This is a genomic window from Phycisphaerae bacterium (genome assembly GCA_024102815.1).
In the GTDB taxonomy this organism is placed as follows: Bacteria; Planctomycetota; Phycisphaerae; order UBA1845; family UBA1845; genus JAGFJJ01.
Genome location: JAGFJJ010000059.1, coordinates 1 through 15,495, shown reverse-complemented (window position 1 = coordinate 15,495; position 15,495 = coordinate 1). Strand labels below are relative to the sequence as shown.

12 protein-coding genes are annotated in these 15,495 nt (G+C 61.7%); all 12 read left to right on the top strand.

From position 1 onward, the window contains the following. Positions 1–160 precede the first annotated feature (160 nt). The 12 genes from dnaE to J5J06_14620 all read left to right on the top strand — a co-directional run bounded on the left by dnaE (position 161) and on the right by J5J06_14620 (position 15,312). The gene (gene dnaE, locus J5J06_14675) at positions 161–3,694 is read left to right on the top strand and encodes a DNA polymerase III subunit alpha (GenBank protein ID MCO6438337.1); all 3,534 of its coding nucleotides are present in this window, start codon (positions 161–163) and stop codon (positions 3,692–3,694) included. Between the two features lie 132 nt (positions 3,695–3,826). Then, positions 3,827–4,435: an RNA polymerase sigma factor gene (locus J5J06_14670; GenBank protein ID MCO6438336.1), complete on the top strand. Its 609-nt coding sequence runs from the start codon at positions 3,827–3,829 to the stop codon at positions 4,433–4,435. Continuing rightward, the gene (locus tag J5J06_14665; protein MCO6438335.1) at positions 4,410–5,027 is read left to right on the top strand and encodes a hypothetical protein; all 618 of its coding nucleotides are present in this window, start codon (positions 4,410–4,412) and stop codon (positions 5,025–5,027) included. The genes J5J06_14670 and J5J06_14665 overlap by 26 nt, the downstream gene beginning before the upstream one ends. A 111-nt stretch (positions 5,028–5,138) precedes the next feature. Beyond that, positions 5,139–6,656: a PDZ domain-containing protein gene (locus tag J5J06_14660; protein ID MCO6438334.1), complete on the top strand. Its 1,518-nt coding sequence runs from the start codon at positions 5,139–5,141 to the stop codon at positions 6,654–6,656. 280 nt (positions 6,657–6,936) lie between these two features. Next, positions 6,937–7,116, top strand: a complete 180-nt coding sequence (locus tag J5J06_14655) for a Flp family type IVb pilin (GenBank protein MCO6438333.1) — start codon at positions 6,937–6,939, stop codon at positions 7,114–7,116. Positions 7,117–7,607: 491 nt separating this feature from the next. After that, positions 7,608–7,787, top strand: a complete 180-nt coding sequence (locus tag J5J06_14650) for a Flp family type IVb pilin (protein MCO6438332.1) — start codon at positions 7,608–7,610, stop codon at positions 7,785–7,787. A 233-nt stretch (positions 7,788–8,020) separates the two neighbouring features. Next, positions 8,021–8,575 carry a prepilin peptidase gene (locus J5J06_14645; GenBank protein MCO6438331.1) on the top strand — a complete coding sequence of 185 codons (555 nt, stop codon included), beginning with the start codon at positions 8,021–8,023 and terminating at the stop codon, positions 8,573–8,575. A 2-nt stretch (positions 8,576–8,577) separates the two neighbouring features. Next, positions 8,578–9,009, top strand: a complete 432-nt coding sequence (locus J5J06_14640) for a pilus assembly protein (GenBank protein MCO6438330.1) — start codon at positions 8,578–8,580, stop codon at positions 9,007–9,009. Positions 9,010–9,365: 356 nt separating this feature from the next. Next, positions 9,366–10,448: a Flp pilus assembly protein CpaB gene (cpaB, locus tag J5J06_14635; GenBank protein ID MCO6438329.1), complete on the top strand. Its 1,083-nt coding sequence runs from the start codon at positions 9,366–9,368 to the stop codon at positions 10,446–10,448. Beyond that, positions 10,448–12,052 carry a type II and III secretion system protein family protein gene (locus tag J5J06_14630; protein MCO6438328.1) on the top strand — a complete coding sequence of 535 codons (1,605 nt, stop codon included), beginning with the start codon at positions 10,448–10,450 and terminating at the stop codon, positions 12,050–12,052. The genes cpaB and J5J06_14630 overlap by 1 nt, the downstream gene beginning before the upstream one ends. 101 nt (positions 12,053–12,153) lie before the next feature. Then, positions 12,154–14,010, top strand: a complete 1,857-nt coding sequence (locus J5J06_14625; protein MCO6438327.1) for a VWA domain-containing protein — start codon at positions 12,154–12,156, stop codon at positions 14,008–14,010. A 117-nt stretch (positions 14,011–14,127) separates the two neighbouring features. Next, positions 14,128–15,312: a hypothetical protein gene (locus J5J06_14620; GenBank protein MCO6438326.1), complete on the top strand. Its 1,185-nt coding sequence runs from the start codon at positions 14,128–14,130 to the stop codon at positions 15,310–15,312. Positions 15,313–15,495: the final 183 nt, after the last annotated feature.

Sequence of the window (15,495 nt, the reverse complement as noted above, 5' to 3'; positions counted from 1 at the left end):
CGACGTGCGCCCCTTCGTCAATCCGGCGCATGCCGGAATGGCGCATTCGGCCGCTTGCTCTTGCTCGAATCTCGACAAGTGCCCGCGGTTCGCGACAACGGTCCGATGCCCGGTATAGTATGAACGCCGTACACCGTTTCCCATTGCGCGCGACCGCACCATGACACCGCCCCGCTTCGTCCATCTTCACCTGCACACGCACTACAGCCTGCTCGACGGGGCTACGCGCATCGAGGCGCTCATGGATCGGGCCAAGAGCCTGGACATGCCGGCCGTGGCCATGACCGACCACGGCAACCTCTTCGGCGCCGTCGAATTCTACACCGCGGCCCACAAGGCGGGCATCAAACCGATTCTCGGCTGCGAGGCCTACCTGACCGATCGTGATCGGCGCATGAAGGAAGCCCGCGAAGGAAAGGAAGCCTTCCACCTGCTGCTTCTGGCCACGAACAACGAGGGCTACCGGAACCTCCTGAAGCTCTCCAGCATCGGCTATACCGAGGGGTTTTATCGCAAACCACGCATCGACAAGGCCGTGCTCCGCGAGTTCTCCGCCGGACTGCTGTGTACGAGCACCTGCATCGGCGGCGAGGTTCCGCAAGCCTTCCTTACACGAGACGGGCGCGTCGCCGAGGACCTGGCGAAGTCCTATCTGGAAATCTTCGGTCCGGACCGCTTCTTCATCGAACTTCAGGACCACGGGATGAGCGAGCAGAAGACGCTCAATCCCGAGTTGGTCGATCTCGCCAAACGGCTCGGCGTCGGACTGATCGCCACGAATGACGTGCACTACCTCGACCACGGCGACGTCGAAGCCCACGACGTGCTCTGCTGCATCAATACTGGCAAGCTCGTTTCCGATGAGGAGCGTTTCAGGTTTCCCACCGATCAGTTCTATTTCAAGACCGCCGAGGAGATGGCGTCGCTGTTCCCCGATCGACCCGAAGCGCTGGCCAACACCCTGCGTGTGGCGGACATGTGCAACGTCGAGCTCGACCTCAAGAGCCGGCACGCGCCGGTGTTCCGCGTTCCGGACGACATCCGCGACGACGACGGCCAGTCCCTCGATGACGGCGCCTACCTGCGGAAGCTCGTCTACGAGGGAGCGCGGGAGCGCTACGGCGACATCAACGACGAACTACGCGAGCGTATCGAGTACGAGTTGGATGTCATTATCAGCAAAGGCTTCGCGAGCTACTTCCTAATCGTGTGGGACGTCGTGAACTACGCCCGCGAGCACGGCATCCCCGTCGGCGCCCGCGGCAGCGGATGCAGCGCCGTCGTGGCCCATTGCCTGTACATCAGCGCCCCCGATCCCATCCGCTACGAGTTGTACTTCGAACGCTTCATGGATCCCGACCGCGACGAGATGCCGGACATCGATCTGGACATCTGCCAGAACGGCCGGGCGCGAATCATCGATTACGTTCGCAACAAGTACGGCCACGTCGCCCAGATCATCACCTTCAACACACTCAAGGCCAAGGCGGTGATCAAGGACGTCGCTCGCGTGCTCGGCCTGAATTTCAATGAGGCCAACGAGATTACGGCGCTCGTGCCCGTCGAACTGAAGATGACGCTGGACAAGGCCCTGTCGCAGGAGCCCGAGCTGCGCAAGCGCTACGAGAGCGACGAGCGGGTGCGGCGGATCATTGATATTGGCCGCAAGCTCGAAGGCGTCGCCCGCAACGCCGGCGTTCACGCTGCGGGTGTGGTCGTCGCCGATCAACCGCTGGACAACTTCCTGCCGCTCTACCGCCAAGCAGGGCATGAGGCCCTGATCACGCAGTTTGACGGCCCGTCCGTCGAGCGCGTGGGCCTGCTTAAAATGGACTTTCTGGGCTTGCGCACGCTCACGACGCTCGAGCGCGCTCGCCAACTCGCCGAGCGCAGCAGCGGGAAGAACATCGATCTGACCCACGTTGATCTGACTGACCAGAGGGTCTATGAGCTCATCGCCCGGGGAGACACGCGAGGCATCTTCCAGTTCGAATCGGGAGGCATGCGCGAAGTGATCATGCGCATGAAGCCCAACCGCATCGAGGATCTCATTGCTGCAAACGCCCTGTACCGCCCCGGGCCGATGGAGTACATCCCAGATTACATCGCCCGCAAACACGGCGCCGCCTGGAACACGCCCCACCCCATCATGACTGAGGTGCTCACCGAAACTTACGGCATCATGGTGTACCAGGAGCAGGTTTCCCGCGTCGTGAATCGCCTGGGTGGGATCGAACTCAAGGCCGCCTTTCGACTTGCCAAAGCCATCAGCAAGAAAAAGACGGACATGATCGAGGCTATGCGCGAGCCCTTCCTCGAAGGATGCGTGGCCAATGGCGTTCGACGCGAGGTCGCCAACCAGGTCTTTGACGATATCCTCAAGTTCGGCGGGTATGCATTCAATAAGGCCCACTCCACCGGCTATGCCCTTGTCGCCTATCAAACCGCGTGGATGAAAACGTACTTTCCGGTCGAGTTCATGGCCGCGTTGATCACGTTTGAAATGGGCAGCACCGAGAAGGTCGCGGAATACTGCGGAGAGTGCCGCGAGATTGGCATCACGGTCGAGCCACCGAATGTGAACCGCTCGGAATACGAATTCGTCGTCAGCGTTGAAAGGGAATCGGAAGCTGGGGCAAATGGCAACCCAGGAAAATCCCGGCGGTCGATTCAATTCGGCTTGGGCGCGATCAAGGGTGTTGGAGCAAAGGCCGTCGGCGCCATCGTCGACGAACGCGAGCGTGGCGGCGCTTTTCGATCACTCTTTGATTTCTGCGAGCGCGTCGACCTGTCTGCGGTGAATCGCGGGGCCGTCGAGGCGCTGATCTGCGCCGGCGCCTTTGACGAAACCGGAGCCATGCGCAAGGCGCTCATGGACGCGCTGGAACGGGCCATCGCCGGCGGACAGCGTGCTCAGCGCGACCGTCGCAGCGGCCAGCTCGGGCTCTTCGGATTTGGCGAATCCTCCCCGGCCGTCGCCGTGGAGCCCGCCCTGTCCGCCGCGGAGTGGAACGAAGCCGAAATGCTCGCACACGAAAAGGAAGTCCTCGGCTTCTACATCACCAAGCATCCCCTCGCCAGCCACGAGCTACTCCTGCGGGCTTGCACGACGGCATCCACGACCGACCTTGTCCGATTTCAGGACGGAATGGAAGTAACCCTGGGAGGTATGGTTACGGCCTTTCGGACCGTGACGACGCGTGGAGGCCGCAACGCAGGGCGGCAGATGGGCATCGTCAGCCTGGAAGATCTGGCCGGCAAAGTGGAAGGCATAATCTTCTCCTCTGACATGGCCGAGCAACGAGCGGCGCTTGTGCCCGATGCGCTCGTTTTCGTCACAGGCCAGGTCGATCGTCGCCGCGAAGAGCCCTCGATTCGCATTTCCAAGGTCATCAGTCAGGACGAAGCGATGGAGACTTTCGGGCGTGCTCTGATTCTGACGTTAGCCGCAGGGCACGACCTGGACGCGCTGGTTGGCCTGCTTCGCGAAAGCCGGGGTGAAGCAGCAGTTTATCTCAATTGCCAAACTGAAGACGATCTGGTCGCGCAGCTCGAATGCCACGCCTCACTCAGAGTCCGCTGCCACACCGAGCTTCTCAGCCGGCTGATGCAGATACTCGGACGGGATGCGGTGACGGTCCTCGGACCGACCCGTCGACCAATTCCACTCCCGCTCGAGACGGTTTTCGCCTAACATATTTATTCACATTGGTTTGTAATCTCTCGAATTGGTTCCCGAATAGGGACAAGTGTGGCAAGAGGGAAGCCGCGCGCGAATTGCGACAGGTTCCGTACGCGATGGACGTCTTTTCTGGTGATGAGGGCCATGGGGGTTGAATCCGAGTTCGACGCCGATACCGCGGTGGTCGAGGCCATTCGGTGTGGCGATCGCCACGCCCTGGACCGTTGGATTCGGCGCCATGGCGGTTGGGTTCGAGGTGTGGTCTTCGGCGTCCTCGGGGACGCGGACCTGGCGGACGATGTGTCGCAATCGGTGTGGATGAACGTATGGCAGCGTGCCCAGGAACTTCGCGAAACCCGATCCTGGCGATCGTGGCTTTATCGCATGGCGCGAAATGCCGCGGTCGACGCGGGTCGGCGAATTACACGGGAGCGTCGAGTCAACTCGGGGCAATCGGCGCATCAGAATGTAACGGCGGCAAGCGAGTCGCCTTCGACAGGCGATGGTCGAGCGGCCAGTTCCTACGTTGCCCACACGGAAGTTCTTGCCGCGATTGCCGGCTTGCCGGCGCTATACCGAGAACCCTTTGTTCTGCGGCATCTGGCGGGATGGGGCTATCAGGAAATCGCCGAGACCATGAGCCTCCCGGTAGACACCGTAGAGACCAGACTGGTGCGGGCCCGGCGCATGCTGCGCGAGGCCGTGCAGAAGAAGGTGGAATGGTGTGATGATACGGATTCCCGAGCACATTGAGCGATTGATCAGCCGCCGTCTGGACGGCGAGCTGAGCGAAGCGGAGTTGCTGGAGCTGGATCGGGAGCTTATTCGCAACCCGCAGGCCCGAGTTTATTTCGAATCCCTGCGGGAGCTTGAGGAGGACTGCGCGGCGGCGCTCCACGAGCGCTTCGATTCGATGCCTGCGCCGGGCAGGCTTCACCTCGAGCCCGCGGCGGCGAGTGGTCCACCGCGAAGGACCGGTTGGCTTCGCCATCGGGGCTGGTTGCTGATTCCCGGTTCCATTGCCGCAGCGTTTTTGGCCATGGTTATCCCCTATCCGAAACCGGCGGTTGATGCGCCCAATTCGACACCACATGTTGCTGAACTTCCCGGCGCGACAGGACTTCCATCGAACGGTGCATTTCCCGTTCGCGGAACGGCGCCCGACAACGGAAATGTGATGCGCCTGGCAGACTGGAGCCGGCCGCAGATCAGGCGAAATACGGATCGCGGTGTGATCGGTATTCGCGGGCGCGACGGAAGTCTCTTTATCATCGAAGTGGATTACGTCCGCTCCGTGAAAGCACCGCCGCAGGGTGTGACTGTTGCGCCGTTTGAGACGTATTGATCAATTCCTCGCATGGGCGACGGTCGGAACCGCGGATCGGCCCTCACCTGTGCGAAGGGCGAGCAAAAAATGTCGCAGATGAGATTTCGACGGTCCTCAAGGAGCAAGACGATGAAGGTGACAATCGGATTGATCATGGCGCTTGCAGCGCCGTGGGTGATTTCTACAACGGCTTCGGCCATCGAGGAAGGCACGCCGCAGGCGACGAATCGTGTGGTGGTGGTAACGCCCGGCGCCGATGCCGGAGCGGTGGCGGATGCGGCGAATGGCAACGTGCAGGTATTCGTCGCCGGGGCCGACGCAACGGGAACCTGGAATGCCGCCGACGGCACGGAACACCACATCGAAGTTGTCGTCAACAAGGAAGGCGACGCCAACGCACCGGGCGTGATCAAGGTCCGCCGTATCGCCAATGCCGAAGCAAGTGCCGACGCCGCCAATCGAGGCTGGCTCGGCGTTGTTATTGAGCAGGTAAACGAGGCGCTCGATACACAGTTGAATCTCCAAGGCACGGGCATGACCATTGCCAACGTGGTCAAGGACAGTCCGGCCGACCGAGCCGGGTTGGCTGTGCATGACGTCGTTCTGGCCGTTGACGGCCAGATGGTGGACGGTCAGGTATCGGCGTTTGTCGATGCGATCAAATCACGGGTGCCCGGCGACACCGTCCAAGTGCGCGTGCTGCGTGACGGACAGGAACAGGTGGTCCCGGTGGTGCTGGGTTCACGAGCGGAAATGCCGGCGACAATGTTCAAAACCCGGCTCCCGGAAGTCGAACTCGGCGAGATTGAGGAGCACATCCGCACGCGGGGCAAGTTCATCCAGCGCGGCCCGCAGGGCGAGTGGGTGGTCAAGGAGCTCGGCGACCTGGACAACCTCGCGGACCTGCCCCAGGAGATTCGCGAGATTCTCCCGGGAGAGGTTTCCGTAACCACGCAGGTTTTCGTGACCGAGGACGGCACGAAGGTCCAGACGCGAACCCAGCGTGACGGCAGCAGTCTTTCAGTGGAGCGCGAAGGCGACGGTCCGATCGTGGTCACGCGCACGTCGGCCGCCGGCGAAGAGGACGCACAATCCTACGCGACCGAGGAAGACCTGAAGGCCAGCGACGTCGAGGCCTATGATCTTTTCAACCAGTCCGACCGCATGGTCATGGTGCAGATTGACGGAGACATGACAGATAACGGTCTCCAGTTTCTCAGTGATGACGGGAAGTTCGACATCGAATTGAACCTTCAGGATCTGCATGATGGGCTGATGCAGTGGCATTCGGCAATGGGCCAGGAGTTTGGGCAGGCTCAGGAATCGTATCAGAAGGCGCTGGACGAGCTCCGTGCGGCTATGGACCGGCTTCGTAACGAGGGCATTCTCTCCGAGGAGGGACTCGCAGGCCTCCGCGGTCTTTTGAATCACCAAGGGGCCGTTCACGCATTCGCGATGCCGCTGTTCTCCGACGTCCAGCGTACGATCAAGGCCATGCCGGACGGGACAATCGAGGTGCGGACGCGTTCCGGCGGAGATGAAGTGATCGACGTCTACGCCAACGAGGCAGACCTCCAGGCCCGCAACCCTGAGGCCTACGACCGATATGTCGACTTGCTGAACGCCAGTGAATCAGACAGACGGTAGTCCGAGTAGACATCAAGTACGAGTCGTGATTTGGGCGGGCACCTCCAACCGGGGTGTCCGCCCTTCTTATCTGCAACGCCCATCAAAGTGTGCCGTTCCATTCAAGGTAATTCTCGGACCGTTTCTCCGTGAACCCTGCTGAGCAACGAATTTCACGGCCAGTCTTTGCATTTCTCATCAGTGTATTCGAAGTTACAGATGCACCAAAGTCGAAGCGCAGGGTCGGAGATGGTCCCCGATTCTCCTCGACGAGGTACACGCTGGGGAAGGAGCGTGGACGATGTTGCGGACACTTCGACGAACGGTCGAATTCCTGCGATCGGAAGACGGTCCCACGGCAACGGAATATGCCGTTTTGCTGGCATTGATCGCGATCGGCGTGCTGGCGACGATGCAGACATTCGGCCAGCAGGTCGGCGGACTCTACGCAGCCATTTCGACTGCCGTGGCGAGCGTCTGATCATGAGAGCAACGCAAAAGCCCAGGGCTCATGTCGGGCTTTCATGTCGGCGACAATGTGCGGGTTGTTCCGCATCGCCGACGGAGGGCGCGGCTGCGTTCAGTGCGTCAATGCACCCCGTGTCGGCAATGCCGACCGGAGAGAGACTTGTAGCGCGCCCGGTGATCCTCGCGGCGCGGCCGGTGCTGAGAAATCATGCCTGCCGCGTTTGCCTGCGAGTGGCGCGTTTCGTAGAGTGAAGGCGGGAAACAGTGACGGGCGAGTGGCACTCGCCCGTGGGTTCAGCGACGAGGTTCTGCGGTGCGGCTGCTCCGCACGGGAACCGGAAGTCGCGACCCGGGTCAAGCCCGGCTGCTTTCCCGAATGCCATGCTCGCGACCCTGCGGAGGTCCGAGTGTCGTATGGAGGGCAGGCTCACCTTTCGAGTCCTGAACGACCCTCGCGAAACCTCAGGCCGCCCGGCGGCCACAAATCCAGGAGAGGAGCATTAGATGAGTCAGTTTCTGAATGTGACGAAGCGTTTCCTGAAGTCCGAGGATGGCCCGACTGCGACCGAGTATGCCGTCATGCTCGCGCTCATTATCGTGGCTGCCATCGGCACCATTACGCTGCTTGGCGGCGAAGTGGACCGCATTTTCGGTAACGTGCAGGGCTCGCTGGCCGGTATGTAATTGCCGGTCCGACCGCACGGCGCCTGCGGGTCCGTTTCGCAAGACCGGCGAGGGAGCGTCCGGGGGATCCGCGGCAAAGGGATGGACAGCCGGGTGGGCGCCGCCGAAACCGGTGGCGCCCACCTTTTTTGAATCGTATTCTCTCCGGGGGGAGAAGGCAGCGCGGCCGCGCCCGAATCGTGCTTTTCTCGTGTGACGCATGAGGCGGGCGGAGTTTCCCAGGAGTCCATCGAATGACTTTCAGCTTCCTCACGATCACCTGGCTGGTTCTCGTCCCCGGGATCCTGCTCGCTTCGTGGATTGACTACGCCCAGAAGCGCGTGCCGAACTGGCTGAACCTCGCGCTGATTATCGCGGGCTTCACGGTGCAGGCGTACTTCTTCGGATGGTCCGGCGCATGGACGGGTTTCCTGGGCATGTGGACGGGATTCGGCCTGCTCATCGTGCCGTGGCTGATGCATGGGATGGGCGCGGGTGACGTCAAGCTCATGGCGGCGATCGGCGTATGGCTGGGGCCCTGGCTGACGTTCTGCTCATTCCTCGTCGGCGTGATCTTCGGGGCGATTGCGGCGATCATCATGATCGTCACGTCGGGACGAACGCAGTCGGCGCTGGCCAATTTTGGCGTGATCCTGACGAAGTGCTCGAGCAGCAAGACGATGTTCTCGGAGTTCGGCTCGGCGAAGAGCTTCGGTAGTACGTCGCAGTTGCTTCCGTACGGCGTGCCGCTCACGGCGGGCACGCTGCTGATTCTTGCAGCGACCACATTCGGTTGGTGGGGAGTATGACTATGAAGCGCGGGTGGTTTCGCAATGTGCGTGAGCGCGGATCAGACCGGGCGCGGGGCGCCGCGATCGTGGAGTTTGCGGTCATACTTCCGCTGCTTCTCGCGATCCTGTTCGCGATCATCGAATTTGGTTACGTGTTCATGATCCGGCAGTCGCTTCAGCATGCGGCCCGCGAGGGCTGCCGCTTTGCGTCGCTCCAGACGTCGACCGACGCGGGGATCATGGCGCGGGTCGACGAAGCGTTGTCGCCCACGGGACTGAATGGATACTCCGTCTCGTTGACGCATGCTACGCAGGCCGATCCGGTCGAGACGGTGAGCATCTCGATCCCGTATTCCGACGTGTCGCTCGTGGGCGGATTTTTCGGAACCTACAATTACAACCTGACCGCCGTTTGCAGCATGCGGAAGGAAGGCGTCGGCAGCGGAAGTTGACGCAGAGGCCGATAACTTTTCCGCGGCCCGCGAATTGAGCGGCCCACAGAGGTCAGCAGCGAATGCACAATGGCCCGGCACGCGCCGGGCCTGTCGCGCGCGCCGCCGGGCGCCGCGCCGGCAACCTCACCCAGAGGCGGACGGGACACGTATTCAGCGTGTCTTCGCTCCGGGACGCCGAACTTTTTCGCGTGGTTAGTCCAATCGCGTCGAATCCGATCCGATAAGCATATGGGCATGTCCGGGGTGGCCGGGGGAAGTGGTCCCGCAGGCCGAATCGCCGGAAGGATATCGCGCTTGCAGCGTATGGAACCCGCGCGGGCGGGGTCGTGGCTCGACTGAACAAGGGATCGATTATGAAGGGCAAAGCCATCATTCCGTTGGTGCTGGGTCTGGCCGTCGGACTCGTCGCCGTTCGATTTCTGGTGGATGCCGTCAAGAAGGCACAGGGCGCCAACAGCGAGAAACAGACCATCACGCTCGTACGGGCCAAACACGACATCGAGGCCTTCAGCCTGCTGACGGACGAAATGATCGAAGAGGTCCAAACGACGGACGCCGGGCTCGTTCCGGCAACAGAACGACTCACCTCCAAGGAGGACCTCGTCAAGGAACGCCGCGTCGTGGCCAAGCCCGTCGCACAGAATACGCCCCTGCTCAAGTCGATGCTGGCACCACCCGGAACGGAGCCCGGACTGAAGGGCCGGATCAAGGAAGGCTTCCGTGCCGTGTCGGTGAAGATCGACGAAGTCTCCGGCGTCGCCTATCAGCTCAAACCGGGAGACTACGTCGACGTCATTGCGGTGATGGACGTTCAATCGCCCGGCAGTCGCAAGAAGCAAACGATCGCCGAGACCATTCTCCAGAACATCGAGGTCCTGGCGATCGGACAAGAAACGGGCGGGACGTCCGGCGGCACCGACTCGACCGTCAAGCCGGCGAAGTCAGCGACTCTGGCCGTACCAGAGGAAGAGGCACCCAAACTTCACCTCGCTTCGACCAAGGGGAAGATCACGCTTTCGATGCGCGGGGAAGACTCAAGCGTCGCAAAGGTCGAGGTGGTCGGCGAGGAAGTATTCGACTACGCGAAGCTCCTGGGGCTCATTCCCAAGGAGGATCAGGGCACGGCCCCGCCGCAACCCGAGTCGATCCCGGTACCGGTGGCTGAGCCGCCGCCCCCGCACGGACTGGTGATCTTCTACGGCTCGACGGATCAAAAGGGCAACAAGATCGAGCGATTGACTTTCGAAAACGCCCACTCGCGGACGATCATCGGCGTCGGGGACGGACCGGTCGATCGAGCGGGGGGATCGCGTTCACGGCGTCCGACGCAGTCGTCTTTGCCGTATCGTCCCGGTGTGACACCGCCGACGCATCGGCCGGACACCGATCAACCGTTGCAAGAAGAACCCAGCTCGGAATTCCAGGAGACAGAGTAATGCTCGCTACCGTACAGAAAGGCCTTCAGAGGCCTGTCCTGCCGGCGATCGCACGAGGCGTCCGGTCCGGCGCGGTGCTGATGCTAGTAACCTTCGGATTCGGCGCGCTGCCGACATCGCTGCGAGCCGCGCAACCCGCCACCCCGCCACGCGGTGGGTTTGACGTGAAGGTCGTCGATGTCACGTCACAATCGCGCCAGGTGTCCGTTCCGCTGGAGCGCAGCGCAATCGTCGAGACATCCGTAGAGGTCTCCCGAGCGGACGTCGTATCGTCGGACCTTGTTGATGTCCAGGCGGTCAGTCCGACCGAGCTGCTCCTGACAGGCAAGCGGTACGGCCGGACGAACGTCGTACTCTGGGACAAGGACGAGAAGCGCTACGTCCTGGAGGTAACGGTCGAAGTCGATCTCAGCGAGCTGAGTGATGCGCTAAAGAAAATCGACCCACTTGGTGATGTTGAGGCAAAGTCGATTTTCGGCAACATCATCCTGCTGGGAACCGTCTCGAGCGCTGAGCGGGCCAAGCGTATGGAGGAGCTTGCCAACCTCTATCTGCCGCGACTGGGCGGCGAAGGCGCGCAACCGGCAGTTCAGAATCACCTGGAAGTTGCCGGGGAGCATCAAGTTCTGCTGCGCTGCACTGTGGCTGAAGTGAATCGCCGTGCGGTGCGCGAACTCGGTATCAACGGCTTCCTTGCGGGAGACGACTTCAAGGATGCCTTCCTCGTCAATCAGGTTGGTGGAATCAATCCGTCGAACATCGGGGCAGCCGCGGACTTCCCCGTGACGGGCACGATTCCGTTCCTAACGGGAACGGACGGGATCCCGCTCGCGGATAGCACGACGCTGTCGCTGGGTTTTCCGCGCGTGCAGATGCAGCTTTTCATCAAGGCGATGGCTGAGAATTCTCTCGCATCGGTGCTCGCAGAACCCAATCTCGTGGCGACGAGCGGGGAGACGGCGACATTCCTGGCCGGCGGCGAGTTCCCGATCCCGGTTCCCCAGGGAATCGATCAGGTCACGATCCAGTTTCGCGAGTTCGGCGTGCGTTTGAACTTCACGCCGGTCGTCCGATCGCATCAGCGGATTCGCCTGCGCGTGGCGCCTGAGGTGTCCGAGCTCGATTTCTCGAGCGCAGTGCAATTCCAGGGATTCGTGGTTCCCGGACTCACGGCTCGGTCCGCCGAGACGACCGTGGAAATGGGCAGCGGTCAGACGCTGGCCATTGCCGGTCTTCTGAACGAGCAGGTTCGCGGACTTGCCAATCGCGTGCCGGGTATCGGCGATCTTCCCGTGCTCGGTGCATTGTTCCGGTCCGTTAATTTCCAGCGTTCGCTCACGGAACTGGTGATTCTCGTAACGCCCGAAATTGTCGCGCCGCTGGAGGCCAACCAGACGGTTCCCTTGCCAACAGATTCCGTAAAAAGCCCCAGTGATTTCGATCTCTATATGTTAGGCTTGGTAGAACAGAGAGAACGCGCGGAATGTACGGGTCCTGAGTGCGAGGATATGCCGGACGAGTCGACGGCCGCAATCCTCAGTCAACGTGATGAGCTACTAGTTCATGGCCCGTGGGGATACGCGGGCGCTGCGGAATTGCGGTAGTGGGAAGACCGCTGAGTGTCGATCGCCCTCCCGGAGGCGAACGTGACGCTTCATGAGCCTGTTGCATGGGTGTGTCGGTTCGTATCTGGAGGGTGGAGGCAATGCAACGCTACAGAATCCTTGGAGGGATGCAGATCGGTCGCAAACGCGCGGTGGTCGCGGTGCAGGTGGCCGTCTTCATCGTGGTGATCTTGGGATTCGCGGCGCTGACGGTCGACGTCGGCGCACTCTACAACGTCCGGGCGGACCTGCAACGCACGGCCGACGCGGCGGCTCTCGCCGCGGCAGCGAAACTCTCCGACTACGGCGGAGGAAACCCGGAAGACCTGGCGCGGGCCGTGGCCCAGGAGTATACCGAGAAGAACTCCGTTTTCGGCCGCACGCTGACCATCGACCCTACATCCGACGTAGTCTTCGGTCGAGCGGACTTCGACTCGTCCGCCAATCAGTACACGTTCACGCCGAATTCTCCGTTACCCGACGCGGTGCGCGTGCGCGTACGGCACACCGCCGATTCGCCCAACGGATCCGTTTCGTTGTACTTCGCGAAGGCCCTCGGATTCCAGAGCGCCGACCTTTCCGCCGAGGCGCTGGCCGTAATGGTGCCGCGCGATATTGCGATTGTTGCCGACCTCTCGGGGTCGCACTCGGACGACAGCGAGTTGCGTCACTACAAGTTGACAGACACCAACCTGTTTGATGTCTGGGCCAATCTGCCTGGTGGGCTGGGCGACATCGGAAGCAACTGGAATATCGACGACATTCCTGCTGAGTGGATCGAGGGAGACGGCAGCGTGCCACAGGCTGCGGGACCCGCCTGGGGTTACATGACCAAACTCGGCTATGGCACGGAAAGCGTCGACAGCAGCTATGACCCGGCGGCCGACTCCGGTCTGGTTGAGCTCGGCTACAATAAGTTCTGGAACGACAACCAGTTGAAGAGCTTCCTCGCCCAGCAGGGATACAATCAGCTCGAAATCAATGCACTCACCAGCCCAATCTACGACGCCGACGGTGCCTGGCAGTATCGCGCCGCGGCCGCGCTCGGCGTTGGCGAGTGGTACAGCGGACTGGGCGTCGATGCCAACGGAAACCCGCCACTCTGGCAGAAACGCGGGCTGAGCGCGTCTCAAGCCGGAAACGCCAATGATTGGGTAGGAGGATCGGAAGTGGTCTACACGGCCAGCCTGATGGGCCGCAGCCCGTCAACATCCGCTCCAATCTGGCGTGATTACATTAACAACTACGTCAACTCGATCTACAACGAAATGTACAAGGCCAACTCGGCATTCCGGTATCGCTTTGGGGCCAAGACGCTCACGAACTACCTGATGGAGCGTCGGGGCAGCCACAGCCAGACGCCGGAACTGGCGGATGTGCCGTTACAGCCGATGCAGGCCGTGAAGGACGCGGTCGGATATCTGGCCAACTTCATGGACGGCCAGGGTACGAACGACCAGCTGTCCCTGGAGATTTATGGGACTACGGCACGGCACGAAGTCGATCTGACCAACGACTTCGCACAGGTCAGCGATCGCCTTTCGGCGATGCAGGCGGGTCACTACGACTCGTATACGAATGTCGGGGGCGGAATCGCCCGCGGCATCGAGGAACTCACCAGCACGCGGGCCCGTGGGACGTCGCGCAAGGTGATCGTCCTGCTGACGGACGGAAACGCGAACGTCAGCGCCACGGGATCGTACGGAACGAGCGAGGCGGCAGAATCGGCCGGTGCGGCCTATGCCGTCGCACAAGCCCAGGCCGCAGCAGCGCTTGGAATTCGTATCGTGGCCGTCAGCGTCGGAGCCGAGGCGAATCAGGCGTTGATGCAGCAAATTGCCGATATAACTCAGGGCGAACACTTCCACGCGGAAGGTTCGATCACGGAGTACAGTGCGCAGTTGGTGGAGATTTTCCAACGGATCGGCGGTCAGCGCCCGGTCGAGCTGATTCAGTAAGATCCCATGCCGGATGATTGGACCCGGTCCGGGTCAAACCGGACCGGGTTCGTCCCGCGTGTTCCCGCCACCGATCCTCCACTGCTGACAACCTGCGAAAGGGTGACGATCGAGTCGATGGCCCAAGACGTCAGGTTCATTGTCTTTAACCCCGAAGAAGAGCTGACCCGCCCTCTCCGCGCGCTAATCCACGGATGTGACAGCGCAAAGATCGTAGCGGAAGTGGAGGAAGCCGCCCTGCTCCTCCAGGCCGCCCGGCAGTTCCCCGTCGACGCCATCGTCGTCAATCTCGATCCCAATCCCGACGCGATATTGCCCGCCATCGGCGAGCTTGTTCAGGAAACGTCGGCGGCTGTGTTTGCGACATCGCGCTCTACTGACGGTCCGCTGATCCTGAAGGTGATGCGGCTCGGCGTCCGCGAATTCCTGCCATATCCCATCGAGCAGGAATCACTGCAGGAAGCCGTATCCCGCGTGGCCATGCAGCGCGTGGCGAATACCGCAAGCGGAAAACTGATCACGGTCATGGGAGCTTCCGGCGGTGTCGGTGCGACCATGCTGGCGGCCAACTTGGCATCCGAGTTGGCTGACCTGGCGGATGGAAGAGTCACCGTCGTCGATCTCGACTATCGATTCGGTCAGGTGGCGACGTTCCTGGACGTCGAGCCGACCTACACGCTGGCGGACCTGTGCAACTCACCCGAGCAATTGGAACCGCAGATCGTGGAGCGCACGCTGGTACGGCACAGCAGCGGACTGCACGTGCTCAGTCGACCGGCAAACTTCGCTCAGGCGGAGACGATCACGGCAGCCTCATGTACCGGATTGCTCACTTGCCTCCAGCAAATGAACGAATACGTAATCACCGACGGACCGATCCGCTCAGACCCGAGCGCCAGGTCGGTTCTGGACATTTGCGACGTCAACCTGCTGGTGGTTCATTTGCTCATTCCGTCGGTGCGGAATGCGGCACGAATCATCGAGGCGATGCGCGAGGGCGGGTACAACCTCGAGCGAACCAAGCTGATCTGCAACCGTACGGGCAAGGAGTCGGGGTCGTTATCGGTCGAGGACGTCTCCGAAACGCTCGGACTACCGGTATACGCTTCGGTTCCGGACGAATGGGCAGCCGTCAGCGGAGCGATCAACCTCGGAGAGGCGCTCCGCTCCCACAGTCCGAAAAGCAAGGCGCGGGCAGCTATTCGGGAAATTGCCGAGCGTCTGCACGCACCCCCGCCCGAGTCCGATGATAAGGATAACCGCAAGAAGGGTCTCATCGGCAGAATCTTCGCGGCATCGTAAAGGTGAAGTGCCCGCCTGCCGGAGTCGGCGGCGGGGACGGCGAGCGCCCGAGAATCTCGGACGCCGCGCGTCTGAAAGAACCGGAAAGGCAGAGACTTGATGTTCGGACGACGCTCGCCAGCCAACACCACAGTGCCCCCGCCGGGAAAACCGCCGGCGCCGCAGGCATCGCCGCCCAAGCCT

Coding starts and splice junctions, on each gene's coding strand:
- dnaE (MCO6438337.1), top strand. CDS start 161: ATGACACCGCCCCGCTTCGTCCATCTTCACCTGCACACGCACTACAGC.
- J5J06_14670 (MCO6438336.1), top strand. CDS start 3,827: ATGGGGGTTGAATCCGAGTTCGACGCCGATACCGCGGTGGTCGAGGCC.
- J5J06_14665 (MCO6438335.1), top strand. CDS start 4,410: ATGATACGGATTCCCGAGCACATTGAGCGATTGATCAGCCGCCGTCTG.
- J5J06_14660 (MCO6438334.1), top strand. CDS start 5,139: ATGAAGGTGACAATCGGATTGATCATGGCGCTTGCAGCGCCGTGGGTG.
- J5J06_14655 (MCO6438333.1), top strand. CDS start 6,937: ATGTTGCGGACACTTCGACGAACGGTCGAATTCCTGCGATCGGAAGAC.
- J5J06_14650 (MCO6438332.1), top strand. CDS start 7,608: ATGAGTCAGTTTCTGAATGTGACGAAGCGTTTCCTGAAGTCCGAGGAT.
- J5J06_14645 (MCO6438331.1), top strand. CDS start 8,021: ATGACTTTCAGCTTCCTCACGATCACCTGGCTGGTTCTCGTCCCCGGG.
- J5J06_14640 (MCO6438330.1), top strand. CDS start 8,578: ATGAAGCGCGGGTGGTTTCGCAATGTGCGTGAGCGCGGATCAGACCGG.
- cpaB (MCO6438329.1), top strand. CDS start 9,366: ATGAAGGGCAAAGCCATCATTCCGTTGGTGCTGGGTCTGGCCGTCGGA.
- J5J06_14630 (MCO6438328.1), top strand. CDS start 10,448: ATGCTCGCTACCGTACAGAAAGGCCTTCAGAGGCCTGTCCTGCCGGCG.
- J5J06_14625 (MCO6438327.1), top strand. CDS start 12,154: ATGCAACGCTACAGAATCCTTGGAGGGATGCAGATCGGTCGCAAACGC.
- J5J06_14620 (MCO6438326.1), top strand. CDS start 14,128: ATGGCCCAAGACGTCAGGTTCATTGTCTTTAACCCCGAAGAAGAGCTG.